This window comes from Microbacterium sp. CBA3102, assembly GCF_007954505.1.
GTDB classification, from domain to species: Bacteria; Actinomycetota; Actinomycetes; order Actinomycetales; family Microbacteriaceae; genus Microbacterium; species Microbacterium aurugineum.
The window spans coordinates 873,187-898,507 of sequence record NZ_CP042412.1 but is presented as its reverse complement, the minus strand read 5'-3'; the positions used below and the strand labels follow the sequence as shown (position 1 = coordinate 898,507).

Below are 25,321 nucleotides of genomic sequence, written 5' to 3'. Positions count from 1 at the left end.
AGTCCGTGTTCCTGTGGGGTTCGGCCGCGCAGCCGTCCGCGACGCGCGCGGATCAGGATGAGATGACAACGGCGCTACCGAGTCGGATTCTGTTTCCATGCGGGTTCGCGATCGTCGTTGAGCGATCACGCACGGGGGGAGCTGACCCAGGGACACCTTTCAGTACGAGAGGGACCTGTCTGGGCGCGCACGCAGTCCGTGCGCGGTGGAACTTGGTGTTTTGCGTACCACGCCGACGACTTAGGTGCGTTTTTCGTGTCCACTCGGTACCGCGATCTCGAGACGGTGGGAGAGCGCTTCCGATTCAGGTTCTGGAGCGACTACGGCCTCCTCGCCGCGACCTACGCAACCTGTGCGCGGGGCTACGGCACTCTCGGTACGGCACCGGCCGCGGCCTCCCTCCGGGCCTACCTTGGAGATGCCCAACACCGTTGGATCGCCGTCGGCGCTCGCCGAGGTGATGTGACACGGGCGGTCTTCCGCGGCCCATCCTGACGGTTCCCCGCCCGTGTCATGCTCTCGTCCGGTGAACGCGGACCGTATGCCGTCTGACTACGGGTACGGCGCGTAGAGCCACGGAGTCGCGTACGGATAGCGGGGAGCCGGGCACGGAGCCGTCCTCATTCGGGTACTGGTATCGAACCCGATCGTCGAGCGCCCAGCGAGTTGCCCCATCTACTTGCATGCGGCGTTGTCTGTTCCAGCCCGCCGAGACCTGGCGTGCTCTCTTTCCCGCGCGCCGAAAAGCTTCCCTGTACGAAAGGTACCTTCTCCATGGGATCACGAAAACCACGAACCCGATACTTATTGTCGACGATTCTCGCGGGCACGATCGCCGTGCTCACGAGTCTCGTGGTCGTCCCTCCGAGTTTCGCCGCCACGGTCGTGGGTGAGGACGGCCTGACGGTCGACGTCTCCCCGAACCAGGTCGTCGAAGCGGATGCCGACGGCTTCACGCTGACGATCACGGACGACAATCTCAGTGGCGCGGACTTCGACTCGTACCAGGTGTCGGGAATCCCGACCGGATGGTCGCTCGTCGTCGACGGCGGAGCGGCTGAGCTGGTCTCGCCCGATCCACTGATCTATTCCATTCCGCGCGCGCACAGCGAGCTGCGCGTCGTCGCACCCGCCGACTACGTCGGCACCCTGTCCGGTGTGAAGATCGCGCGAGACACCAACGGACCGAACCTCGTCACCGACTTCGACAACGGGACCTTCGACTACCTCGGCGAGTCGATGCCTCAGATCGCGGCGAACACGATCTACGCCTGGGACGACCCCTCGACGGTCCACGAGACGGAGGGATGCAACCCTTCGACGCCGTACTACGGACCTTGCGACGGGCAGTACACGATCTGGCCGACGACCAACTTCGGTGGTCCCGACGCGGATCGCTACAACGTGCTCTGGGCGGATGTCCGTTCGATCGACGACGCACTCCCCAACGCCGGTGCCACCTCCAGCGAGGTGATCTGCAGTGCGGATCCGATGAGGAGCCCGGCCGCGAACCTCACTCAGGTCACCACCGAGCAGTCCGCCGCTTCAGGCAAGGTGCTGATGATGAACGGTTCGATGTCGTTCCCCACGCCCCATGACCTCATCTCCACGACGGTCAACGGCCTGGAACCCGGCGCCACGTACACGGTCAAGGGGCACGTGACGAACATCAGCTACAGCGCGGGCAATGTGCTGCCGGTGCAGTCTGCGTTCTACGTGACCGACAGTGAAGAGACCAAGAACATCGGTTCGTCTCTCCCGATCGCGAAGCAGAGCTCCTGCCTGACCCAGGATGTCGTCTGGGGACAGAACGTCGGCACCTTCGTCGCCGACTCGCTCGGTACGGCGACGATCGGACTGCGCAACTACGCAGCCGGCGGCTTCGGTAACGACTTCGCCGTGGACAACATCTCCCTCGTGAAGATGGCCAGTGTCTCGTTCGACCTCGTCGTCCTCGACACCCCGGCCCCGGGGATCGCGCTCGACAAGGACTACGTCGTCGTCGATGACGCGAACGATAACGGGATCAACGACCCGGGCGACGTGATCGCCTGGACGTTCGAAGTCACCAACACCGGCAATGTCGCGTTGGAGAACGTCGTCGTGGATGACCCGCTGCTCGACGACCTGGGTCTCACGATCACGTGTGACCCGACGTCCCTGGCCGCTGGCGAGTCCGCGACGTGCCGTTCGGAGGACTACACGATCACGGAGGCGGACGCCGAAGCCGGCGAGATCCACAACGTGGCTACTGCGACCGGTACCGTTCCGCCGGCCACCCCGGGTGACCCCGAAGACCCGGTCAGTCCGCCCGACGAGGTCATCGTCCCGATCGAGCCGACCCCGGCTCCGGGAATCGCGCTGGAGAAGGACTACGTCCTGGTCGACGACGCGAACGGCAACGGGATCAACGACTCGGGCGATGTGATCGCGTGGACGTTCGATGTCACCAACACCGGCAACGTCACGTTGGAGAACGTCGTCGTGGATGACCCTCTCCTGCAGGATCTCGGCATCGACGTGATCTGCGACCCGGCTCCTCTGGCTCCTGGTGAGTCGGTGCTGTGCCGCTCGGGTGACTACACCATCACCGATGCGGACGTGGAAGCGGGAGAGATCCACAACGTGGCTACTGCGACCGGTAACGTGACGCCGGGTACTCCGGGTGACCCGGAAGACCCGGTGAGCCCGCCGGACGAGGTCATCGTCCCGACCGAGCCGACTCCGACTCCGGCCATCGCGCTGGAGAAGGACTACGTCCTGGTCGACGACGCGAACGACAACGGGATCAACGATGCCGGCGACGTCGTGAAGTGGACCTTCGCCGTCACCAACACCGGCAACGTGCCGCTGGACGATGTCCGTGTCGTGGACCCGCTGCTGGACGAGCTGGGTGTCGCGATCACGTGTGATCCGACCTCCCTGGCCGCCGGCGAGTCCGCGGAGTGCGAGTCGGAGAACTACACGATCACGCAGGCCGACGCCGAAGCCGGTGAGATCCACAACGTCGCCACCGCGACCGGAACGGTTCCTCCGGAGACTCCGGGTGACCCGGAAGACCCGGTGAGCCCGCCCGACGAGGTCATCATCCCGACCGAGCCGACCCCGGCCCCGGGGATCGCGCTCGACAAGGACTACGTCGTCGTCGATGACGCGAATGACAACGGGATCAACGACCCGGGCGACGTGATCGCCTGGACGTTCGAAGTCACCAACACCGGCAACGTGCCGCTGGACGATGTCCGTGTCCAGGACCCGCTGCTCGACGAGCTGGGTCTCGCGATCACCTGCGATCCGACGTCCCTCGCCGCCGGCGAGTCCGCGACGTGCCGTTCGGAGAACTACACCATCACGGAGGCCGACGCTGAAGCGGGAGAGATCCTGAACGTGGCCACCGCGACCGGAACGGTTCCTCCGGAGACCCCGGGTGACCCGGAAGACCCGGTCAGCCCGCCCGACGAGGTCATCGTCCCGACCGAGCCGACTCCGGCTCCCGGGCTCTCGCTCGACAAGGACTACGTCCTCGTCGACGACGCGAACGACAACGGGATCAACGATCCCGGCGACGTCGTGAAATGGACCTTCGCCGTCACCAACACCGGCAACGTGCCGCTGGACGATGTCCGTGTCGTGGACCCGCTGCTCGACGAGCTGGGTGTCGCGATCACGTGTGATCCGACCTCCCTGGCCGCTGGTGAGTCCGCGGTGTGCGAGTCGGAGAACTACACGATCACGCAGGTCGACGCCCTTGCCGGCGAGATCCACAACATCGCGACGGCGACGGGCGCGGTTCCTCCGGAGACCCCGGGCGACCCGGAAGACCCGGTGAGCCCGCCCGACGAGGTCGTCATCCCGCTCGAGCCGCTCGTGGCCGGCCTGGAGCTCGTCAAGTCGGCGCAGCTCAACGACACCAACGGCAACGGCTGGGCTGACGCCGGTGAGACGATCGACTACTCCTTCGACCTCACCAGTACCGGTACTGCTGAGTTGACGGATGTCTACGTCGACGACCCGATGCTGACGGACGCCGGTATCGCGGTCGAGTGCCCGCAGACGACGCTCGCGCCCGGCGAGTCCATGACCTGTCACGCCGTGAAGGGGTACACCGTCACGGAGCAGGACGCGGAGGACGGTCAGGTGTACAACGCCGCGACCGGCTACGCCGAGGTCCCCGACAACGTCGAGCCGATCGATCCGCCCGAGAGCGATGTGACCACCCCCGCTGACGAGGCTACGTACCTCGCGTCGACGGGCGGAAGCAGCCTGGGCATCATCGGCGGCGCGGCTGCGCTGCTCGTGGTCGCGGGAGGAGTGCTCCTCCTCGCGCGACGGATGAAGCGCCCGGTGATCGAGGCGTAACAACCGCTGATCACGTCACAGAGCGGCGTGCCATGTCTACCGACGCGGCACGCCGCTCTGTCGTCTCTCAAACGGACTCTCCGGAGCCGTCGGTACTCACTGAGGGGACGAGTTTCTGCTCCTATGCGGAATTCCGTAGCACGTTCTACTTAAGTCGAACGGTTCTTGGAACAAGGTCGCGCTCGATCTGGTGATGTTGTGACTGGGGGAGACGGGGACGCCCGTCAGTGCTCCGACGCGCGGCTGGGGGGCCGCCGTCGGAGTGGCGCCGTGGGGAGGCGCCTCGGTGTGGTGGCCTTGCCGTGGGGAGCAAGGCCACCAGCCACCGTCGCCGCTCTTCTCCCGTGCGCACTGCGGCCGGAAGGGGTCGTCAGACGCTGCCGTCTGGTACGAGGCCGTCTTCGACGGCGCGCCGGAAGAGATCCACCTTCGTGAAGGCCGGTCGACCTGCGGTCACGTATTTCCGGCGGATGCCTTTGATGTGATCCACGACCGTGTTCCGACTGATGCCCAGCGCCTCACCCACCTGCGCCGCCGTGTATCCGGTGGCGTACAGCTCCAGCACCTCACGTTCCCGGGGAGACAACGCGACCTCGGGTGCGAAGAGCGGAGTCCTCGTGCTCGAGTCGAGCTCCCGCGCTGCTGAACGGTTCCGCTGGGTCGCACGGATACCGGCGATGACCCGGTGGAGAGGATCGGTCTTCCGCATGCTCTCCACACCGGCGGATCCCGGCACCTGTGCAGCGGAGAGCATCGGTGAGACGCCGGAGAAGACGAGGACTCCGATGCCGCGCGACACGAGTGCTTCCCAGGGAGGTGGCTGCGAAAGGGGCCCCCCGATCGCGGGGTCGACCAGCACCACGTCGAGGGTCTTCCCGGCCGAGAGCAGTTCGCGGACGCTGCGTGCCGAGCAGACGAAAGTCATGTCCGGTTGCGCGTTGATCAGGACCGTGATGCCCAGCACGAGCGCCGGCTGGTTGTCGATGATCCCCACGCGAATCGGCACGGATCAAGATTCGATGCCGAACCGTGACCGCGGTGGTCGCCTGCGTCGAAAGGGGTACACCGCGGGCCGAGAATTGCGTAGTCGTTTCCAGCCGTTGCGTAGTCGTCGCCGGTGTGACGACGTCGACCCGCACGTGCCGGAGCTGGACGACCATGGGGGAGGGGAGATGGGCGGTCGTCCAGCCCGGACCATGAGATGGTCACAACCTATGGCGCTTCCCGCGGAAGGTAAATCCCCAGTTGTGGGGATACGCAGGGAGTCTCGCCCGGCATGGAGAACCTGGCGGCGGCATCGTGCGTCGAGCGGCTTTGCGTGCTGTTCCGGGGACGTTGCGTAGGAGCAACTCGGCTTCTCCGTGCCCTGGCGCCGGACGCCCGTCGACGACCATGCCTTGTGGCCGGCCCTTCCCCGCGCTACTGTCCGAGACACAGACACACGGGCCACCCACCCGCGGGTCTCGTCGTGGCAGTACCGGCATTCGCGTGGATGGTCGATCTCATCTGCTGTTCACACGGGATTGGTGCGGTGGTGAAGATGCGAGTTGTGAAAGCCCGATCACGTGCGCGAGGCGTGTCCGCCTTGCTCGCCGCGGTCAGCGTCGTCGCCGCTTCTCTGATCTTCGCGTCCCCCGCGTATGCTGCGGGCTCGGTGCTGTTGGATGAGACGTTCGGAGGTGAAACCGTTCCCGATGTCCGAGCGATCGGGCTCGACGGGGCATGCATCACCGGGGCCACCGCTGCGCCGCCACCCGGGGCCTCCAACCTGGGCCCGTGTACGTTCACGAACGGTTCCCCGACGCCGGGGCTTCTTCCGGGATGGCTCCAACTCAACGATGAGAGTCAGAACCGGAACGGCGGGATGGTGTTCGATCGCGCACTCCCGGCGAACGCCGGACTGGAGATCGAGTTCGATCAGGCGCAGTACGGCGGCAGCGGTGCGGACGGGATCTCCTTCTTCCTCTCGGACGGTTCGCGGTCGCTCACGAGCACCGGCGGCATCGGTGCATCTCTGGGATACGCGCCGTTCGTCTTCGGGGGTACATCGCAAGAGGGGGTAGCGGGGGGATACCTCGGTGTCGCCTTCGACGCCTGGGGGTACAACACCAACGACGATCAAGGCCGTGGCGTCGGGTGTCCGGCCCTGTCGGGCTACCTCTCCCCGCCGCGCGTCGGCAACACCGTCACCCTGCGTGGGCCCGGCGACGGCTACGAAGGATATTGCTTCCTGGCGTCGACACGACTGGGCCCTCCCGGCGGTGTCTCCACGCTGCCGGGAGAGATTCGCAATGCCGTGGGGCCCGATGAGGCGGTTCGCAACGTCCGGGTGACGGTCTCACCGGATGAGTTCCCTGTCGTGACCGTCGAGATCGACTTCACGGGAACCCGGACGGCGTACCAGACGGTCCTCTCCTACGTCATGGACGAGCGCCCGCCGGCGACGTACAAGTTCGGCTTCGCCGCATCGACGGGTGCAGAGACGGACGTGCACCTCATCCGCAATGTGCAGGTGATGTCGGTGAATCCACTCGGCGACATCAGCCTCGTCAAGCAGGTCGACCGCACCGATCCTCAGCCGGCGGCATACGGGCTCGGCGACACGATTCCCTACCAGTTCGTCGTCACCAACACCGGAGTCGAGCAGCTCACCGGGGTCGTGGTCGACGACCCGTTGATCGCGGACGTCAGCTGTCCGTCCACCGTGTTGGGCCCGGCCGGCGGGGCGGACTCGTCGATGGTGTGCACCGGCAGCTATACGGTCACCGCGGCGGATGCGCAGCAGACCAGCTTCGTCAACACGGCGACCGTGGTCGCCCAGAACAGCGTCGGGGAGCAGGTCACCGATGAATCCTCGGCGACGGTCGACATCACGATCGCTCATGCCTCGCTCGCCTTGACGAAGATCGCTGTTCTGAATGAGGGGAATGGGAATGGCTTGGCGGAGCCGGGGGAGACGGTCACGTATTCGTTCGCGGTGACGAATACGGGGACGGTGACGGTGACGGATCCGGTGGTGGATGATCCGCTGGTGGGGTCGGTGACGTGTCCGGTGTCGATTGCGCCGGGGGAGACGGTGACGTGTACGGCGGATGCGGATTACACGGTGACGGAGGCGGACATCCTCGCGGGTGGGGTGGTGAATACGGCGTCGGTGTCGGCGACGCCTCCGGCGGGTGTGACTCCTCCGGACCCGGTGGAGGACACGGTGACGGTTCCGACGCCGGTGGCTGTCGCGGGTCTGGGGTTGGAGAAGATCGCTGTTCTGAATGAGGGGAATGGGAATGGCTTGGCGGAGCCGGGGGAGACGGTCACGTATTCGTTCGCGGTGACGAATACGGGGACGGTGACGGTGACGGATCCGGTGGTGGATGATCCGCTGGTGGGGTCGGTGACGTGTCCGGTGTCGATCGCGCCGGGGGAGACGGTGACGTGTACGGCGGATGCGGATTACACGGTGACGGAGGCGGACATCCTCGCGGGTGGGGTGGTGAATACGGCGTCGGTGTCGGCGACGCCTCCGGCGGGTGTGACTCCTCCGGACCCGGTGGAGGACACGGTGACGGTTCCGACGCCGGTGGCTGTCGCGGGTCTGGGGTTGGAGAAGATCGCTGTTCTGAATGAGGGGAATGGGAATGGCTTGGCGGAGCCGGGGGAGACGGTCACGTATTCGTTCGCGGTGACGAATACGGGGACGGTGACGGTGACGGATCCGGTGGTGGATGATCCGCTGGTGGGGTCGGTGACGTGTCCGGTGTCGATCGCGCCGGGGGAGACGGTGACGTGTACGGCGGATGCGGATTACACAGTGACGGAGGCGGACATCCTCGCGGGTGGGGTGGTGAATACGGCGTCGGTGTCGGCGACGCCGCCGGCGGGTGTGACTCCTCCGGACCCGGTGGAAGACACCGTCATCGTACCGACGGCGATTCCTGATGCTGGCCTGTCCTTGGAGAAGATCGCGAATCTCGCAGAAGCGGATGGTGACGGGATCGCCGAGATCGGCGATGTCATCAGCTACGAGTTCCTCCTCACCAACGTCGGCAATGTGACGCTGGTGGATGTCGGGGTCAGTGACCCGACAGTCGGCACGGTGATCTGCGACACGACCACGCTCGCGATCGGCGAATCCACCACGTGTGTCGCTCCTGCCACGCACGTGGTGACGGAGGATGACGTCCTTGCGGGGGCGGTGACGAACACCGCGACCGGCGTGGCCACACCGCCGGTGAATGTCGGGTTCCTTCCCCCGATCGACACCGCTATCGTCCCGACCGTCGAGGCGTCGGCGGGGCTGTCCATCGTGAAGGACGCGACGATCGACGACACGAACGGGAACGGTCTCGCGGACATCGGCGAGACGATCGCCTACTCGTTCGTGGTGATGAACACGGGCACGGTGACGGTGAGTGACATCACGGTCACGGATCCTCTGGCGGGGAGTGTGACGTGTCCGGCGACGTCGTTGGCGGGTGGTGCGTCGATGACGTGCACCGCGGATGCGCCGTACACGGTGGTGGAGGCGGATCTCCTCGCCGGTGGGGTGGTGAACACGGCGACCGCTGACGGCACGGTGCCTGACGGGGTGGAACCGTTCGAGCCACCCACCGACACGGTCACGACCCCCACCCCTGCTGACAGCGCGGGGCTGGCGATCACCAAGATCGCCCAGGTGGACGACGCGGATTCGAGCGGTCTCGCCGGGCTCGGCGAGACGATCGCCTACTCGTTCGTGGTGATGAACACCGGCACGGTGACGGTGAGTGACATCACGGTCACGGATCCTCTGGCGGGGAGTGTGACGTGTCCGGCGACGTCGTTGGCGGGTGGTGCGTCGATGACGTGCACAGCGGATGTGCCGTACACGGTGGTGGAGGCGGATCTCCTCGCCGGTGGGGTGGTGAACACGGCGACCGCTGACGGCACGGTGCCTGACGGGGTGGAGCCGGTCGAGCCGCCCACCGACACGGTCACCACACCGACCGATTTCCCCACGGCCGGAATCGAGATGGTGAAGAGCGCGACCCTCGACGATGCGAACGGAAACGGCCTCGCCGACCTCGGCGAGACGATCGACTACCGCTTCCAGGTGCGCAACACCGGGAACGTGACGCTCGACCCCGTCACGATCGACGACCCGATGATCGGTGCTGTCACCTGCGACTCGGAGTCGCTGCCACCGGCGACGATGATGGAGTGCGCGGGGGCGCCCTACACGGTCACGACGGACGATATCGCTCGGGGCGGTGTCGTGAACGTGGCGACCGCGAACGGGACGCCCCCGGACGGCGTCGCGCCGCCTCCGCCGAGCGAGTCCACCGTCACCGTCGCCACCGCAGCACCTCCGGCTCCCCCCGCGCCCCCGGGTGGAGGGGGCGGCGGTCTCGCCGTCACCGGTGCGGCGCTGGGCGGAGGACTCACACTCGCTGCGCTGCTCCTGGGGCTGGGCGCAGCCCTTCGCGCAGCCGATCGTGTCAGCCGGAAGGAACTGCTCATGAATGCGAAGAGCGTGCTGTAAGAAGAGACGAGATCACGATGGGGAGCCGAGAAGGCGGTCGGTCGCGACGAACGCTCCTGGCGAGCGGCGGGCTCCTGGTCGCGCTTGCCACGGTGATGCTCGTAGCCGTTCCCTCGCAGGCCAGCTTGCAGGATGTGGGCGCGGTCCAGGCGAGTGTGCGCAGCACCGATGCTGTGCCGATTCAGTTCGCGGGGATCGATGCGGGCGAGAGCTACTCGATCGGCTGGACTCCGGACGGGGCCCTGTACACGTGGGGCACCAACGCGAACGGTGTCTTGGGAGACGGCTCCACGGGTGGCTCGCGCCTCATCCCGGAGCGTGTCGTCGCGCTCAACGGAGAAGTGGTGATCGAAGCATCCGCCGGCATCAACACGGCGATCGCGCTGACCCAAGACGGCGAGGTGTTCACCTGGGGGAACTCCACCGTATCCGGGACGACCCCCACGCCCACTTCGCATCCGTTCTTCGCGTCGCTCGCTGATCCGGTCGTCGGTGTCTCCAGCGGTGGCTTCTACTACCTCGCCTGGACCGAGAGCGGAGCCCTCTACTCGTGGGGCGACAGCGGTGGAGGGCGCCTGGGGCGGGCGCCGACGGGTCAGAGTCCTCCTGCCCGAGTGACCGCGCAGGCCATGCTCACGCGGAATGTGGAGGACGCCTCCGCCGGGCGGTTCGGGGGAGCTGCTCGCGTCGACGGTGGTAGCACCGTGATCGCCTGGGGGAACCTCCTCGGGGCCGCGTCCGGCTCGATCGTCACGGGGATCACCACCCCGCCGGCGGCCGGCGTCACGGTAGGCAGCAACAACACCCTGGTCTGGACCGCGAGCGGTGACCTGTTCCACGGGACGACGAGCGCATTGTCACCCGTCGCGGACGTCACCGGGGTCGTCGGCGCCGCGGCCTCGGTCCCGTCTGCGGGAATCTCGTCGTTCTACGCGTGGACGTCGGGCGGGCAGTTGTTCGCGTGGGGAGCCAATGCGGGGGGCCAACTCGGTCTCGGCACCAACAGCACTGCTGTGGCGGACCCGACACTCGTTCCACTGGCGCCCGGCTCGCTCACTCGCGAAGTCGGAGCGGGAGCGGGCCATGCCCCGTATCTCGGCCAGGAGGGCACCTTCGCCTCCGCAGGCAGCAATGGAAACGGCCAGCTCGGCACAGGCAACACCACCCCACGAAACGCGTTCGGTGCCACGGTTCCCATCTACCGCTGGCCCTGACGCGCGGCGATCGGTGATCCTCGGGTCATCCCATCGCCCGCACGATCTCGGCATGTCCGCGGTCCCGGGCGGTGTCGCGAGCGGTGCGCCCCTGGAAGTCGGCGATGCTGGTGTCGGCGCCCGCTTCGACGAGGAGGCCGACGACCTCGACGTAGCTCGCTGAGCCGTCTCCGAAGAGCACGGCCTCGAGCAGGGCGGTCCATCCGAGGTCGTTCACGTGGTCGACCGGGACCCCCGCGGCGAGGAGGATCCGCACCGTTTCGGCGTACCCGTGCTCGCTGGCCGGGATGAGTGCCGTTCCGCCGAAGCGATTGGTCGAGGTGACATCCGCGCCGTGCCGGATCGTCGCCTCGAGGATCCGGTCGTAGCCCTCCGCGCCCGCGTAGAGGAAGGCGGAGTCCTCGATGTCGTCCTTCGCATCGGGATCGGCGCCCGCCTCGAGCAGCTGGATCGCGGTGTCCGCGCTGTTGTTCTTCGTCGCGATCACGAGCGGGGTGCGGCCGGAGGAGTCGCGGGTCTCGAGGTCGGCGCCGGCGTCGATCGCTTCCGCGATGGCGGCATGGTCGTCGCGAGCGACCGCGTCGAACAGGGCAGTGGTCGCGGCGGCCACCTCGTCAGCCGACGGACTCGGCGAGGCATCCGCAGACGGCGACGCGGTCGGTGCGTGCGGCGTGACGGAGACCGCGGGAGCTCGTTCCGGCGTGCACCCGACGAGCGGCACCGCGGCGAGCGTGAGGATGATCAGAGCGGTGTGGGGCCGGCGAGCGGGCATGGGATCTCCTCGGAGGGTGAAACGCGGTCTCCTTCCAGCCTCGCCGACGACGTGCCGGCACGAATCAGCCGTTCGATAGAGATCCGCTCACGGCGCGTCGGCGGTCAGAGGCGGACGATGCCCTCACGGACGGCATGCGCGATCGCCGCGCCACGACTGTCGACGCGCAGCTTCGTGTAGATGTGGTGGAGGTGCGACTTCACCGTGCCCTCACTGACGAAGAGCGCATGTCCGAGTTCTTTGTTGGAGTACCCGCGCGCGAGGAGCTCGAGCACTTCGATCTCGCGCGCGGTCAGTGTCTCGTCCGGCTTCTGCGTGCGTCCGAGCAGGCGGGTCGCGATCGTCGGTGAGAGCGCGGAGATCCCGGCGGCGGCGGAGCGGATGGCGGCGAACAGATCGGCGGGGCGTGAGTCCTTGAGGAAGTACCCGGTGGCGCCTGCTTCGATCGCCCGCACGATGTCGGCATCGGTGTCGTAGGTGGTGAAGACCAGCACGCGAGTGCCGGGCGACTCCGCCCCTCAGGCGGGCGGTGAGATCGATACCGGAGATCTCTGCTCCGAGATCCAGGTCCATCAGCACGACATCCGGCGTCTGCGTCGCTGCGAGCCGGATGACCTCATCGACGTCTCCCGTCTGCGCCACCACGCTCAGGTCATCCTGGGTGTCGATCAGTCCGGCCATCCCGTATCTCAGCACCGGATGGTCGTCGACCAGCATCACGCGGATCATCGCTCGTGCTCCGCGGTGCGCGGGGGAAGGGGGCTCGACGGAACGGTGGCCGAGATGATCGTGCCGTTCCCCGGGGAAGACTCCACGTCGAACGTGCCTCCCGCTGTGGTCGCGCGCCAGCGCATCGCGCGCAGGCCGTAGCCGCGGTCGGCGCGCCCTGCGGCTTCGGGGGTCGAATCCGATGCCGTCGTCACCGACGTCGATCCCGATCCTGGCCTGGTCGAAGGTCAGGGTCACGATCACCCGATCGGCGTGCGCGTGCCGGACGGCGTTCACCATTGCTTCCTGGGCGATCCGGAGCAGTGCGTGCGCCTGTGGTTCCGAGATCACGTGATCGGTGCCGATCACGTGCAACTCCGCGCCGAGTTCCGCCGCGGACGCGGCCAACGCCGATGCCAGGGAGTGTTCGGCCAGCCGTGTGGACGAGAGGCCGTGCACGACCCGCCTCGTTTCGACCAGGTTGGCGCGGAGGACGTCCTGCGCACGGTTCGACTCGGGTGATGCCCCGCCGTTCCGCTGCTCCTCTGCCTCGAGGAGCAGCAAGGCGCTGGCGGTCCCCTGCACCACGGTGTCGTGGAGTTCGGCAGCGAGGCGACGTCGTTCGGCTTCCCTCCCCGCCTCGCGTTCGGTCGATGCCAGCCGCGCCTGTGTCGTCTCCAGCTCGGTGATGAGCGCACCACGGGCCGCGTGCAGGCGTTCGAGCGCCGCGTACGCGAGCGTGAGGATCCCCCCGGCGCACAGGGGGCCGAACAGCATTCCGATGTCGAGCCAACCCGACCATCGGTAGAGGCTCACTCCGACGGCGACGACGATCATGACCGTGAGCGCGAGGGCCCATGCTCCGGAGAAAGCGCGATGGGCAGCGAAGAACAGAGGGAGGGCGCACCAGGCGAAGCTGGGAGCCGCGACCACCAGGACGATCCAGGCGGTGATCGCGACCGCCACGCCGACGCGCCGGCGAACCACGCTCGGCTCTCGGACCCGACCGGCGAGGTAGGCGAGCCAGGAGATCGACGCGCCGATGAGGACGAACCCCCCGCCCTCGTCGAGGCCGTGGTTCACGACGTACCGTGACCCGCACACGACCAGGAGCACCGCGAAGGCCACGTCCACGGCGATGTCGATGGTCGACATCTCGACGGGCCGCGTCGTGGAGTCCGAGGAAGGCGCAGGGGTCATGTCTCCCACGATTATCCGGGCCCCGGCTGAGTGCATCATCCGTTCGATAGATCCTGCGCTGGCTGATCGGTCGATGTGGCGGCAGTCACGGCCTCGAAGGATGGAAGAGCACATCCACCGAAAGGACCATCCGATGACCATGCTCCGCCCCCGTTCCCTGTTCACCGCCGTCGGGGCGGTTTCCGCCCTGCTCCTCCTGGCCGGATGCACGGCCGCCACGGAATCGGGCCCGACAGAACCCGCAGACACCGAGACAGCAGTCGTCACCGTGACCGAGGATGCCGTTGTCACCCCGTCACGTCTGACGGCCGAGACCGCGATGGTCGCCGCGCAGGCCGCCCTCGCCCAGTGCCAGGCCGACGGGCTCGGCTTCGTCAGTGTCTCGGTCGTCGACCGATCCGGGCAGCTGCAGGCGTTCGTGCGCGGGGACAACGCCGCGGCGCACACCATCGAGGCTTCGCAACAGAAGGCCTACACCGCGGCGGCCTTCGGGACCGACACGAGTGACCTCGTCGCTCGCGCCGACGCCCTCCGCGACCTCCCCGGAACCCTCTTCCTGGCCGGAGGCGTCAGCGTGAAGGTCGGTGACGCCTCCATCGCCGGCATCGGTGTGGGCGGTGCGCCTTCCGGGGACGCCGATCAGACGTGCGCTGCCGCCGGACTCGCCGCGATCAGCGAAGACGCCGAAAGCTGATCCGTTCGTGCCGCCCACCCACCCGAGGCCGGGCGGCACGAGGTCGGCGCCGTTCCCGGAGCCGCCCGCTACCGTGGGTGTCGACGATCCGGACGAACCGGTGAAGGGACGAACACCCATGCCGAGGAACACCGGGAGCGACGGCCGCATCCGCGAGGGATACTCCGCCCGCGCGGGGGAGTACGCGGAACTCTTCGGCGACATCGACCAGATGGATGCCGCCGACCGCGAGCGCATCGCGAACTGGGCGGAGGGGATCGACGGTCGCCTCCTCGACGCGGGGTGCGGTCCCGGCCACTGGACGGCGTTCCTCGCCGCGCGAGGCCACGTGGCGGAGGGCATCGACCTCGTGCCGGAGTTCATCTCCCTCGCGACCGCCCGATACCCGGGTGTGCCTTACCGTGTCGCGTCGTTGTCCGAGGCCGACCTCGAGGAGGGCTCGCTCCGTGGCGTGCTCGCCTGGTACTCGTTGATCCATGCGAGCCCGGGCGAGCTTCCCTCGCTCCTGGCGACGGTGCGGTCGGCTCTCGAAGACGGAGGGGCCCTGCTCCTCGGCTTCTTCGACGGCCCCGACGGTGAGCCGTTCCCCCATGCCGTGACCACCGCGCACCACTGGAGCGTCGACGGGATGTCCGCGCTGCTGGAAGAGGCAGGTTTCTCGGTGATCGACAGTGAGACCCGCGTGCCGACCGGAGCACGACCTCACGCCTCGATCAGCGCCGTGGCGGTCTGAGGCGTCAGGGCCGGACGCGGACCGTGCGGCCTTCGAACGAGACCAGGTCCCCGTCGCGCAGCTGGCGGCCGCGGCGGCGATCCACCTCGCCGTTGACCGTCACGTAGCCGTCGATGATCACTTCCTTGGCGTCACCGCCGGAGTCGAGGAGACCCGCGAACTTGAGGAACTGTCCCAGGCGGATCACCTCACCGCCGATGGAGATGTCGTCGATCGGTCCGGAACTCGTCATCCCTGAATGCTAGTCGCGCGGCAAGCGTTCGAATCGCGCACACGGCTCGATGGGGGCACCGGATGAAGCCATGTGCGCGATTCGGACGGGGCTCGATCAGTCGACGTCGGTCCCGACGACCGCGAAGTCGGCGCTGAAGTCGATGTCGATCGAGCGGTTGTCGGAGGTGAGGACCGAGGCGTCATAAGGGCTGGTGTCATCCCCATCGACGTCGAGATCCGTGATCGTGCCCTCGGCCTCCTCGAAGGCTGCTGCGACGAGGGCGCGGATGGTGGCATCGTCGAGAGTGAGCGGGGGTGCGGTGTCATCGTCGTCCGCGGCGTCCGTCGCGATGACGGATGCGGCGAGGTCTTCGGTGACTCGCACCTCGCTCTCACTGCCGTCGGAGGCCGTCAACTGCACCTCCCAGGTCCCGTCACGCTTCGCGTCGATCGATGTGACCTCGCCCTCGGCGGCGCCGCGCGCGGCATCCGCGATGTCGATCAGCTCATCGGCCGAGGACGCGCCGATACCGGTCGCGGGACCCCGGTCGTTCATCCGCGCGTCGTCGCGCTCGCCGCGGTGCTCCTCATGGCGACCGTCGTCGTGGCGACCGTCGTCGTGGCGACCGTCGCCGGAGATCGAGGGGCGGTGATCGTCGTCGAACTCATCACTGATTGCGGCGCCGACGGCGATACCGCCGCCTGCGAGGACGACGGCTGCCGCGATGCCGCCCCCGATGAGCAGTGCGCGCGTGCGTCCCGACCTGGGAGCAGCTTTCGCCGGAGCGGCGACCGGATCGGCTGCGGGGAACGTCGGGTGCTGCCCGTCGCCGACGGTCGGAGCGGCGGACTCCGGAGCCGGGGATACCGGAACGGTCTGCGCATCCGGGGTGCTCTCGGGCGTCTGGTCGGGGGTGGGGGTCTTGTCATCCATGACCCGATGGTCCCCCGGAGTCGCTGAAGCCATCCTGAAGCGACCTGAAGACCTCTTCAGGATCGACCACCCCGGGCGTTCAGGGCGCGACGGGCAGTGCGAGCACGAAGCGGGCGCCGCTCCAGCGCGAGTCGTCGACCATCAGCGTCCCACCGGCGGAGACGGCGATGCCGCGGGCGATCGCAAGCCCCAGACCGCTCCCGCCGGCGTCTCGGCTGCGGGCTTCGTCGAGCCGGACGAAACGTTCGAAGATCCGCTCCCGCTCCTCGACAGGGACCCCGGCGCCATCGTCTTCGACCATCACGAACACGTGCCCGTCCGCGGGGACGACACCGATGGCGACTCGGCCGCGACTGTGGCGGACGGCGTTGTCCGCGAGGTTCCGCACCAGTTGGCCCAGGAGACGGGGGTCCGCGTGCACCCGGGCCGCGGCGATCCCCGAGCCGTCGACGTCGAGTCCCGCCGCGCGCAATCGGCGCACCTCGCCCAGCGCGATGTCATCGAGGTCGACTGCTTCGCCGCGCGTGCTCGCCCCCTCGTCGAGACGCGCCAGGAGCAGCAGCGACTCGACGATGCCCTGCAGCCGGAGTCCCTCCTCCGACACCACCTCGGCCAGTTCGCCGATGCTCGTCACCTCCGGGTGGCCTTGCGCGAGCTCGGCGTGCTGGCGGATGGTCGCGAGCGGCGAACGCAGCTCATGGGAAGCATCGGACACGAAGCGTCGTTGTGCGGTGGCGGCGGCATCGAGGCGATCGAGCATGCCGTTCATGGTCGTCGCGAGTGCCGCGATCTCGTCGGCCGTCTCGGGCACCGGCACGCGCTGGTGGAGCCGCTCGGCGGTGATGCCGTCCACTTCTTCACGGATGCGTTGGACCGGACGCAGCGCGCGACCGACGACGAGCCATGTGGTCACCGCGACGAGCAGCAGCAGGAGGGGGACGGCGATCGCCAGCAAGGTCGCCACCGTCGCGAGGGTCTCGGCGTCGTCGTCGATCGCGACGGCGAGCACGAGCGTCCGGTCATCGTCGAGCTCTTCCGAGACGACGAGCACCGGGTCACCGTCGACCGTCGTCGTCTGCGGGTCATCGTCGATCGGGAGCGGTGTGGAGCCCAGCTTCTCGCGGGCGTCCTCGCTCGCGGCGCGGACGGAGCCATCCGGTCCGATGAGCTGCAGGATCTCATCGTCGAGGGCGTCGATGCCCCGGCCACCCGGTCCGCCCGTGCGGTCGGAGAGCTGCTCGAGACGTTGCTCCGCCGCACGCACGGTGTTCTCGTGCATGCTGCTGCGCAGGACACCGTAAAAGGAGAAGGAGCCGATGAGCAGGGCGACGGCCACGACCACCGTGGCTCCGAGCGTGGTCCTGCCGCGCACGGAGCGCCAACTGCGGCTAGCCACCGTCGGCCGCCAACCGGTACCCCGCACCGCGGACGGTCTCGATCGCCTCGCGTCCGAACGGCTTGTCGAGCTTGCGGCGCAGATGCCCCACGTACACCTCGACGATGTTCGGGTCCCCGTCGAAGTCGTCGTCCCAGACACCCTCGATGAGGGCGCGTTTCGACAGCACCTGGCCGCGGTGACGCAGGAGGTATTCGAGCACGGAGAACTCCCGCGCGGTCAGTGCCACCGGGGTGTCGCCTCGCCAGACACGATGCGCGGCGGGGTCGAGGCGCAGGTCCCCGGCCTCGAGGATCGCCGGGCGCGCGACGGCACCGCGCCGGACGAGGGCGCGCAGGCGTGCGACGAGGATCGCGAAGGAGAACGGCTTCGTGACGTAGTCGTCGGCCCCGGTCTCGAGCGCTTCGACCTGATCCCACTCGCCGTCCTTCGCGGTGAGCATCAGGACGGGCGTCCAGTTCTCCTCGGCGCGTAGCGCCTCGCACACCTTCCACCCGCTCATACCCGGCATCATGAGGTCGAGCACGATCGCGTCGTACCGGGTCTCCCGCGCACGCCAGAGCCCGTCGACACCGTTGTGCGCGACGTCGACGGCGAACCCCTCGGCCTCCAGGCCACGGCGCACGCCCTCGGCCAGACGCACCTCGTCGTCCACCACCAGGATCCGCATTCCTCCAGTGTGGCCCGTCGACGCTGAACCGCGGCTGAAGCGCGCTCCCCGCCCTTTCGAATCGCGCAAACAGCTCGATCTCGGCGTCAGATGCGACCAGTTGCGCGATCCGAAAGGGTCAGGAGAGGGCGGCCTGGAGCTCCCGGATCACGGCGCCGAGGGTTCCGGTGGCGAGGAGGCCCGGGCCGAGCGGGCCCGCCGTGTCCGCACCGAGGGGCGGGAGTCGTCGGAGCGCCGCCGCGGCTTCGGGGGAGAGGTGCGCGAGCTGCCAGTGCACCTCTCCGGCGCGAGCGTCGGAGTCGTCGGGGTGCGCGAGCTCGACCGCGCTCGCGGCATAGGCGGCCGCCCCGAACGCATGAGCGCCCATGTGCGCGACGCCCGCAGCCTGGGCAGCCGCCCGCGCAGCGGCCGCACCGGCGGGCGTGGTCGCAGCCTGGGCGGCGCGACCGGCGACGAAGCGGCGGCGGATCTCTCCCGCAGCGGTGAGTTCTCCCCGTGCGAAGGCGCGAGTTCTGGCGATGGCGTCGCGCGCACGGTCATCGTCCGGCGCCTCCCTCTCGAAGAGGGGCAGCACGCGTTCGGCACAGTCGGCGGCCCACACCGCGACCAGGCGCCGATCCTCCTCGGCCATGCCCTGCACGGTGGTCATCCTCGTCGCGCTCGGCGGTCGGCGCGAGCGCGGGCGGACTCGTGCGCGTCGCGGAGCAGGGCGAGCACGGTGTCCGACGTCCGCGCGGCCGGATCGATCACGCAGACCCACCCGGCCGTGCCGTACAGCGGATGCGGCTGGAACACATCGACATCGGTCGGCTGTGCGTCCGCGGCCACGAGTGGGTCGGCTTTGCCCTGGCCGACGTGGATGTTCACCCGGAAGCGCCCGGGGGTGTCGAGCGCGGAGGACTCGTCGTCCGGATAGTTCTTCGTGATGATCGTCCCGTAGGGCTGTGTGCGCTCCGGCATCCGCCCGTCCGGGGCGTAGTAGAAGTAGGCGTCTCCCCAGGAGAGCTCGGGGTAGGGGCCACCTGCTTGGGGGGTGATGACGAGGACGCCGTCGAATCCACGGACGGCATCGATGATCTTCTGCATGTTCATGCTTCAATGATGAAGTTGAAGCGCTTATGTGGAGTTTTTCTCCGTGGCGAAGGGAATTTCGATGATGAACCCTCAAGAGGTGACTCTGACGACAGCGCTGCTCGGGCGACGTGTGGGGTACTCGACCCAACAGGTGCGAGACCTGGAGAGGCTCGGCGTCCTCCCCGCGGCCGCGCGCGGGCCCAACGGCTACCGCCGCTACGGTCCGCACCATGAAACGGCGCTGCGTGCCTACCGGGCGATGGCAGCGGCCCTCGGCCCTGTGCCCGCACGACGACTGATGCCCGAACTGATCGACGCATCGATGGAAGACGCCGCCGAGCGGATCGACCTCTTGCACACCGACCTCGCCGAGGAGCGCTCACGCGTGCGGGAAGCGCTCCGCGGCCTCGAGGTCGCCAGGGAGGAAGCCGACGACGACTTCGACGAGGATGATGCGATGGCCATCGGTGAACTCGCCCAGGCGCTCGGCATCCGCCCCTCCGCCCTGCGTCATTGGGAGCGCGAGGGGCTCGTCCACCCGCTCCGGAGTGCGGCGTCGGCGCGCTCCTACGGTTCCACGGCGATCACCGAGGCGCGTGTCGTCGCCGCACTCCGTTCGGGTGGGTACGGCATCCCTGCGATCGCCCGCATCCTCGACCAGGTACGCGCCCACGATCGCACGGACGAGGTGGAGGTGATCCTCGCGGAGCGGCTCGCGGCGCTCACCCGACGCAGCGTCGCGCTCCTCGCCGCCGCGGGGCACGTGCACGATCTGCTCGTTCTCCCGGTTCGACTCCGTAGGCTGGAGGCATGACGAAGAACATCTGGACCATCCTCGGCGTCATCCTCGCCGTCGTGATCGCGTGGTGGATCGTGAGCGCGTTGTTCTCGGTCCTCGCGTTCATCTTCAAGCTCGCGATCGTCGCGGTCGTCGCCGTGGTGGTCTTCCTCGTGCTCCGCGGGATCTTCAGCCGCAGCGACGACTGACGCACTCCTGCCCGTGAGCCTCCGCGTCAGGCCCGGGCGAACTCCCCGACCCGGTACTTCGCGGCACGGTGCGTGTCCTGCACCCGGTCGCCGCGACCGTGGAGCTTGTTGCGGAGGGTGCCCGGCGCGTACTCCTCCGGGTAGGCGCCGCGTTCGCGCAGGACCGGGATCACGTGCTCGATGATGTCCTGCCACGTGCCGGGGGTGACCGCGTAGGCGAGGTTGAAGCCGTCGATGTCGGTCTCGTCCACCCAGGACTGCAGTTCGTCGGCGATCTCGACGCCGGACCCGACGATCGTGGGGCCGAGGCCGCCGATCGCGTTGTGGCGCCCGAAGTCCCCGACGGTCCATTCGCGGCCGAGGTCGGCCTCCTCCTTCAGGTGCTGCAGCACCGACTGGATCGCGTTGGACTCGACGTTCCCGACCGGCTCGTCCTCGGCGTACTGCGACAGGTCCACGCCCATCCATCCCGACATGAACGTGAGCGCACCCTCGGGGCTCGCGTAGGAGAGGTACTCGGCGTGCTTCGCGGTCGCCTCTTCGCTGGTGGCGGCGGTGATCACGGTGAGCAGCGTGTAGATGCGGGCGTCGTACCGGTCGCGGCCCGCTGCTTCGAGGGCATCGCGGATGCGCTTCACGGTGCCGGCGAGCACTTCCTTCGAGGGCGCCGCGACGAAGATGGCCTCGGCGTTCTCGGCCGCGAACTTCACCCCGCGCGGACTGGCGCCGGCCTGGTAGATCACCGGCGTGCGCTGCGGTGACGGCTCGGAGATGTGGATGCCCGGCACGCTGAAGTGCTTGCCGTCATGCCCGATCGGGTGCACCTTGGCCGGGTCGGTGAAGATGCCGCGCTCGCGGTCCTCGATCACCGCGTCGTCCTCCCACGACCCCTCCCAGAGCTTGTAGAGCACCTCGACGTACTCGTCCGCATGGTCGTAGCGGTCGTCGTGCGCGAGCTGGTCCTCCTGGCCCATGTTCCGCGCGGCGCTGGGCAGGTATCCGGTCACGACGTTCCACCCCACGCGGCCCTGTGTGAGGTGGTCGAGCGTGCTCAGCCGGCGCGCGAAGGGGTAGGGGTGCTCGAAGGTGGTGCCGGCGGTGATGCCGAATCCCAGGTTCTCGGTGACGGCGGCCATCGCGCTCACCAGCAGGATCGGGTCGTTCACCGGCACCTGGGCGCCGTTGCGGATCGCGGCCTCGTTCGTGCCGCCGTAGACGTCGTAGGTCCCGAGCACGTCTGCGATGAAGATGCCGTCGAACGTCGCGCTCTCCAAGAGCTTCGCGAGGTCGGTCCAGTACGAGAGCGTGTTGTACTGCCGCGACCGGTCGTCGGGATGCCGCCACAGCCCGGACGACTGGTGGGCGACGCAGTTCATGTCGAAGGCGTTGAAGCGGATCTGACGTGTCATGCACCCATGAAAGGCGAACGGCGTGCGCGAATCCAGGGCGGCCGACACGCACGGACACATTTCAGGAGGATGACTCGGTCGCGTCGATCCGGTCGGGGTCAGGGCTTGTACACGTCGCGGCGATGGCCCAGCGTGACGACTGCGACGATCAGGACATCGTCGTCAACCGTGTAGATGATCCGATAGCTCCCGACACGGACGCGGAGTCCGTCGCGTCCCTGCAGGGCCTTGGCGCCGGGAGGTCGGGGGTTCTCACCGAGAAGAGCGATCGCGCCGCGAATCCGGTCGCGGTCCTGGTGGTCGACCCTCCTCAGCGCGCGAACTGCGGCGGGGCGCAGCTCGATCCGGTAGCTCACGTCCAGCCCAGGTCGGCCTTCACCTGCTCCCAGGGGACGTCGGGACCCTCTTCTGCCATCGCCTCGTCGAATGCGGCGACATCTTCGGCGTCCTCGAGTGCGTCGAGCATCCGCTCATACTGCTCGGGGCTGATCACGACCGCAGTGCGCTGACCGCGGCGCTCGATGAAGACCGCTTCCTCCTGAGAGCGGGCGATGACCGTGGAGAGGTTGTTGCGTGCGTCGGCGACGCTGATCGTGGACATGACCCAATTGTACATTTGGAGGTCGGGGATGTACATGATCGGTCCACCGCTCTCCTCCGCGGGCTCTACCCTTGACTGGTGACCGACGAGATCTCGACCGCCCAGCGTCTGGTGCGCCGATTCGCCCGTGAGACCAACCTGCTCGTGTCCGGTCGGGACTTCTCGGTCGTCGGGACGGATGCGGTGGCCGATGCGCTGCGAGCCCTCCTCCCCGCCCTCGGTGCGCGCCTCGGGGACGGCGGCGTCACCTTCGCGCCAGGGGGATCCTGCGAGATCCTGCTCGACGGTGGGCCCCTCCCGGTGCGGGAGACCGCCGAGGACCGCGTGGACGCGGCCGGACGGCACATGTCGGTCGCCACCGCTCTCGCCGCACGCCTGGGCGACGCCGGCACGGTGAGAGGACTCCGGATCGGCATCGCGATGGTGCTCGAGCCGAAGACCGCCCAGCTCGCCCTGCTGCTGCGGGATGCCGGAGCCATCGTGGCCGTCTACGCCCATCCCGATGAGATCGACGTCGAGGTCGCCGCGGTGCTGCGCCGGCGCGGGATCCCGGTCGACGGGGATCCGAGCCTTTCGGCTGCCGCCGAGCGCGCTGCCGCCGTGGACTTCCTGCGCCGTGGCTTCGACCTGCTGCTCGACGACGGCTCGCACCTGATCCGCCTGGCGCACGAGGAGGGCCTCGCCGCCGAACTGCGAGGTGCCGCGGAGGAGACCACGAGCGGGCTCACCCCCCTGCGGCTCATGGAGCGTGAGGGAGTGCTCGAGATCCCGGTCATCGCGGTCAACGACGCCCTGACCAAGACCTCCTTCGACAACCGGTACGGCACCGGTCAATCGTGCGTGTTCGCGATCGCCGATGCGCTGGACGCCGTGGGGATCGACCTCCGCAACCAGCCGGCCGTCGTCGTCGGCTACGGCCCCGTCGGGGAAGGCGTCGCGGCGCACCTGCTCGCGCTCGGGGTCGACGTCTTCGTCACCGAGACCGACCCCGTCCGCGCGTTGCGCGCCGCCCACGACGGATTCCGTATCGGCCGCCTGCACGACCTCGCCCCGGGCGCGCTCGTCGTCTCGGCCACCGGTGCTCCGCACACCATCGACGCCGAGGTGCTGCGCGCTGCGGCGATCGTCGCGGTCGCCGGGGGAGTTCCGTACGAGGTCGACCTCGACCCTGCCATGCTGCGACCGTACACGGGCGAGAACGGCCAGGCCTCGAGTGCCGTCGAACGCGCCGGTGACGGCGCACTCGTGATCGCCCGGGCAGGCTGCGTGAACCTGTCCGCCGGTGAGGGCAACCCCATCGAGATCATGGACCTGTCGTTCTCGGTGCAGCTCTTCGCCGTCGGGCACCTGCTCGCGCACGACCTGCCGCCCGGGGTGCATCCGCTTCCGGCCGAGGCCGACACCACGATCGGCGCCGCCGCGCTCGCAGCCCGCGGTGAGCGCATCGACCAGCGCAGTCCGGCGCAGGTCGAAGCGCAGCAGGAGTGGCGCTCGCCACGGTTCCGAGGAGAGTCCGCATGAGTGCCGTCACGGTCTATTCGGCAGGACTGGTGGTGCCGATCACCGCGCCGCCGATCGTCGATGGGGCGGTCGCCGTGCGGGACGGCCGGATCATGCACGTCGGGGAGCGCGCCTGGGTGCTGCATTCCCTCGCGGAACGGGGCATCGACGCCGACGAGGTGCACTGGCCGGGTGTCCTGACCCCCGGCCTCGTGAACGCGCACACCCATCTGCAGTACACCGGCATGGCCTCGGTCGGAAGCGGGCAGTACGACGGCTTCGAAGACTGGGTGCGGGCGTTCGACCCGGTGTACGAAGGCGGGCGTGACTGGGCCGCAGATGCTGCGGACGGCGCGACACAGGCGTTGCGGGCGGGTACGACGGCGCTCGCCGACGTGGTGACCGACCGCTCGGCCGCGACCGCCCTGCACGACGCGGGGCTGCACGGGATCACCTACTGGGAGGTGATGAGCTGGACCAATGCCGACTGGGCGCGCACCGGACGCGCGCAGGTCGAGCAGGCGCTGGACGCCCTGCCGACCCCGCCCGGGACCGGCCTGTCGCCGCACGCCCCGTACTCACTGGACATCGAGCCCCTCCTGGAGATCCCCGACATCGTGCGCGAGCGCGGCGGGCGCATCCACATCCACCTCGGCGAGGCCGCATTCGAGAGGGAGTTCGCGCACGAGCATCCGCAGGCGTGGCACACGGCCGGGCTCGCCAGCTTCCAGGAGCTGCGCAAGGCCGGATTCGGCACCAGCGCGACCGAGTTCGTCGACCAGCTCGGCGTGCTCGGACCCGACTGCCACATCGCGCACGGTGTGTACATGAGCGCCAGGGACCGTGCGATCCTGCGCGAGCGCCGCACGACGGTGGCCCTGTGCCCGAGGTCCAACGCCGTCATCGGACTCGAGGAGCCCCCGATCGCCGCGTACCTGCGTGAGGGCAGCCCGATCGCGGTGGGGACCGACTCGCTGTCGTCGAGCCCCTCGCTCGACGTGCTCGCCGATGTGGCCGAACTCGCCCGCATCGCCCGGTCGCAGGGATACACCGACCGTGATCTCCCTGCACGCCTGCTCGGCGCGGCCACCCTCGGCGGCGCGCACGCGATGGGGATCGACGTCGGCCCGGACCGCACCGGCTACCTCGCCGTGGGTGCGCTCGCCGACCTCACCTTCTTCGACGTGCCGGCCGGACCGGATGCCGTCGCGGAACTCGTCGACCACGGCGCCGGCCGCACCGCCGCGACCGTGGTGTCGGGCGAGGTCCGCTACGCGATCGACAGCTTCGACCGTCCGGCGGTCGCCCCGTGACCGTACCCGCATCCGAACCCGGAGGT

At 68.5% G+C, this 25,321-nt stretch carries 22 protein-coding genes; 9 read left to right on the top strand and 13 right to left on the bottom strand.

Annotated elements, in window-relative coordinates:
• The first annotated feature begins 807 nt into the window (after positions 1 to 807).
• Entirely contained in the window at positions 808 to 4,359 is a 3,552-nt protein-coding gene (locus tag FGL91_RS04360; protein WP_194239310.1) for a hypothetical protein, read from the top strand.
• 370 nt (positions 4,360 to 4,729) lie between these two features.
• Here FGL91_RS04360 and FGL91_RS04355 read toward each other — a convergent pair whose 3' ends face one another.
• Complete coding sequence (locus tag FGL91_RS04355) at positions 4,730 to 5,365, bottom strand: response regulator transcription factor (protein ID WP_131493221.1); 636 nt, start codon at positions 5,363 to 5,365, stop codon at positions 4,730 to 4,732.
• 570 nt (positions 5,366 to 5,935) lie between these two features.
• On the opposite strand from FGL91_RS04355, the gene FGL91_RS19220 reads away from it, so the two are divergent.
• Both FGL91_RS19220 and FGL91_RS04345 read left to right on the top strand, forming a co-directional pair.
• On the top strand, positions 5,936 to 9,877 hold the full coding sequence (locus tag FGL91_RS19220; RefSeq protein ID WP_194239309.1) for a lectin-like domain-containing protein: 3,942 nt from the start codon (positions 5,936 to 5,938) through the stop codon (positions 9,875 to 9,877).
• 17 nt (positions 9,878 to 9,894) lie between these two features.
• Positions 9,895 to 11,091, top strand: a complete 1,197-nt coding sequence (locus tag FGL91_RS04345) for an RCC1 domain-containing protein (protein WP_153243180.1) — start codon at positions 9,895 to 9,897, stop codon at positions 11,089 to 11,091.
• 25 nt (positions 11,092 to 11,116) lie between these two features.
• Here the strand turns inward: FGL91_RS04345 and FGL91_RS04340 are convergent, their stop codons facing one another.
• The 3 genes from FGL91_RS04340 to FGL91_RS19310 form a co-directional block, all read right to left on the bottom strand.
• Entirely contained in the window at positions 11,117 to 11,863 is a 747-nt protein-coding gene (locus tag FGL91_RS04340) for an ankyrin repeat domain-containing protein (protein WP_153243179.1), read from the bottom strand.
• A gap of 104 nt (positions 11,864 to 11,967) precedes the next feature.
• A complete protein-coding gene (locus tag FGL91_RS19315; RefSeq protein ID WP_322619402.1) occupies positions 11,968 to 12,138 on the bottom strand; it encodes a response regulator transcription factor in 171 nt (56 codons plus the stop codon).
• Positions 12,074 to 13,771: a hybrid sensor histidine kinase/response regulator transcription factor gene (locus tag FGL91_RS19310; RefSeq protein WP_322619401.1), complete on the bottom strand. Its 1,698-nt coding sequence runs from the start codon at positions 13,769 to 13,771 to the stop codon at positions 12,074 to 12,076. Before FGL91_RS19310 ends, FGL91_RS19315 begins: the two co-directional genes overlap by 65 nt.
• A 133-nt stretch (positions 13,772 to 13,904) precedes the next feature.
• Between FGL91_RS19310 and FGL91_RS04325 the strand changes: the two genes are divergently transcribed.
• Together FGL91_RS04325 and FGL91_RS04320 are read left to right on the top strand one after the other, a co-directional pair.
• The gene (locus tag FGL91_RS04325) at positions 13,905 to 14,465 is read left to right on the top strand and encodes a GlcG/HbpS family heme-binding protein (RefSeq protein ID WP_131493232.1); all 561 of its coding nucleotides are present in this window, start codon (positions 13,905 to 13,907) and stop codon (positions 14,463 to 14,465) included.
• A gap of 118 nt (positions 14,466 to 14,583) precedes the next feature.
• Positions 14,584 to 15,198, top strand: a complete 615-nt coding sequence (locus tag FGL91_RS04320; protein ID WP_131493234.1) for a class I SAM-dependent methyltransferase — start codon at positions 14,584 to 14,586, stop codon at positions 15,196 to 15,198.
• Between the two features lie 4 nt (positions 15,199 to 15,202).
• On the opposite strand, the gene FGL91_RS04315 is transcribed toward FGL91_RS04320, so the two are convergent.
• The 6 genes from FGL91_RS04315 to FGL91_RS04290 all read right to left on the bottom strand — a co-directional run bounded on the left by FGL91_RS04315 (position 15,203) and on the right by FGL91_RS04290 (position 19,503).
• Positions 15,203 to 15,430: an RNA-binding S4 domain-containing protein gene (locus FGL91_RS04315; protein WP_131493235.1), complete on the bottom strand. Its 228-nt coding sequence runs from the start codon at positions 15,428 to 15,430 to the stop codon at positions 15,203 to 15,205.
• A 96-nt stretch (positions 15,431 to 15,526) separates the two neighbouring features.
• Positions 15,527 to 16,345 (bottom strand): hypothetical protein, encoded by an 819-nt coding sequence (locus FGL91_RS04310; RefSeq protein WP_153243178.1) that lies wholly within the window; start codon positions 16,343 to 16,345, stop codon positions 15,527 to 15,529.
• 79 nt (positions 16,346 to 16,424) lie between these two features.
• Positions 16,425 to 17,717 (bottom strand): sensor histidine kinase, encoded by a 1,293-nt coding sequence (locus FGL91_RS04305; RefSeq protein ID WP_131493239.1) that lies wholly within the window; start codon positions 17,715 to 17,717, stop codon positions 16,425 to 16,427.
• Between the two features lie 16 nt (positions 17,718 to 17,733).
• The gene (locus FGL91_RS04300; RefSeq protein WP_131493241.1) at positions 17,734 to 18,411 is read right to left on the bottom strand and encodes a response regulator transcription factor; all 678 of its coding nucleotides are present in this window, start codon (positions 18,409 to 18,411) and stop codon (positions 17,734 to 17,736) included.
• A 118-nt stretch (positions 18,412 to 18,529) separates the two neighbouring features.
• Positions 18,530 to 19,060 (bottom strand): putative immunity protein, encoded by a 531-nt coding sequence (locus tag FGL91_RS04295; protein WP_153243177.1) that lies wholly within the window; start codon positions 19,058 to 19,060, stop codon positions 18,530 to 18,532.
• On the bottom strand, positions 19,057 to 19,503 hold the full coding sequence (locus FGL91_RS04290) for a DUF6194 family protein (RefSeq protein ID WP_131493245.1): 447 nt from the start codon (positions 19,501 to 19,503) through the stop codon (positions 19,057 to 19,059). The genes FGL91_RS04295 and FGL91_RS04290 overlap by 4 nt, the downstream gene beginning before the upstream one ends.
• 79 nt (positions 19,504 to 19,582) lie before the next feature.
• Here FGL91_RS04290 and FGL91_RS04285 point away from each other — a divergent pair, with 79 nt between their 5' ends.
• Together FGL91_RS04285 and FGL91_RS18855 are read left to right on the top strand one after the other, a co-directional pair.
• Complete coding sequence (locus tag FGL91_RS04285; RefSeq protein ID WP_227991868.1) at positions 19,583 to 20,299, top strand: MerR family transcriptional regulator; 717 nt, start codon at positions 19,583 to 19,585, stop codon at positions 20,297 to 20,299.
• Positions 20,296 to 20,472 (top strand): hypothetical protein, encoded by a 177-nt coding sequence (locus FGL91_RS18855; protein WP_047522894.1) that lies wholly within the window; start codon positions 20,296 to 20,298, stop codon positions 20,470 to 20,472. The genes FGL91_RS04285 and FGL91_RS18855 overlap by 4 nt, the downstream gene beginning before the upstream one ends.
• 26 nt (positions 20,473 to 20,498) lie before the next feature.
• Here FGL91_RS18855 and FGL91_RS04280 read toward each other — a convergent pair whose 3' ends face one another.
• From FGL91_RS04280 to FGL91_RS04270, 3 genes are all read right to left on the bottom strand, one after another.
• The gene (locus tag FGL91_RS04280; protein ID WP_153243176.1) at positions 20,499 to 21,881 is read right to left on the bottom strand and encodes an LLM class flavin-dependent oxidoreductase; all 1,383 of its coding nucleotides are present in this window, start codon (positions 21,879 to 21,881) and stop codon (positions 20,499 to 20,501) included.
• A gap of 98 nt (positions 21,882 to 21,979) precedes the next feature.
• On the bottom strand, positions 21,980 to 22,237 hold the full coding sequence (locus FGL91_RS04275; protein ID WP_153243175.1) for a type II toxin-antitoxin system RelE family toxin: 258 nt from the start codon (positions 22,235 to 22,237) through the stop codon (positions 21,980 to 21,982).
• Entirely contained in the window at positions 22,234 to 22,482 is a 249-nt protein-coding gene (locus FGL91_RS04270; RefSeq protein ID WP_153243174.1) for a type II toxin-antitoxin system Phd/YefM family antitoxin, read from the bottom strand. The genes FGL91_RS04275 and FGL91_RS04270 overlap by 4 nt, the downstream gene beginning before the upstream one ends.
• Positions 22,483 to 22,560: 78 nt before the next feature.
• Between FGL91_RS04270 and FGL91_RS04265 the strand changes: the two genes are divergently transcribed.
• Both FGL91_RS04265 and FGL91_RS04260 read left to right on the top strand, forming a co-directional pair.
• Positions 22,561 to 24,003 (top strand): adenosylhomocysteinase, encoded by a 1,443-nt coding sequence (locus tag FGL91_RS04265; protein ID WP_153243173.1) that lies wholly within the window; start codon positions 22,561 to 22,563, stop codon positions 24,001 to 24,003.
• Positions 24,000 to 25,295 carry an amidohydrolase family protein gene (locus FGL91_RS04260; protein ID WP_153243172.1) on the top strand — a complete coding sequence of 432 codons (1,296 nt, stop codon included), beginning with the start codon at positions 24,000 to 24,002 and terminating at the stop codon, positions 25,293 to 25,295. The genes FGL91_RS04265 and FGL91_RS04260 overlap by 4 nt, the downstream gene beginning before the upstream one ends.
• Positions 25,296 to 25,321 lie beyond the last annotated feature (26 nt).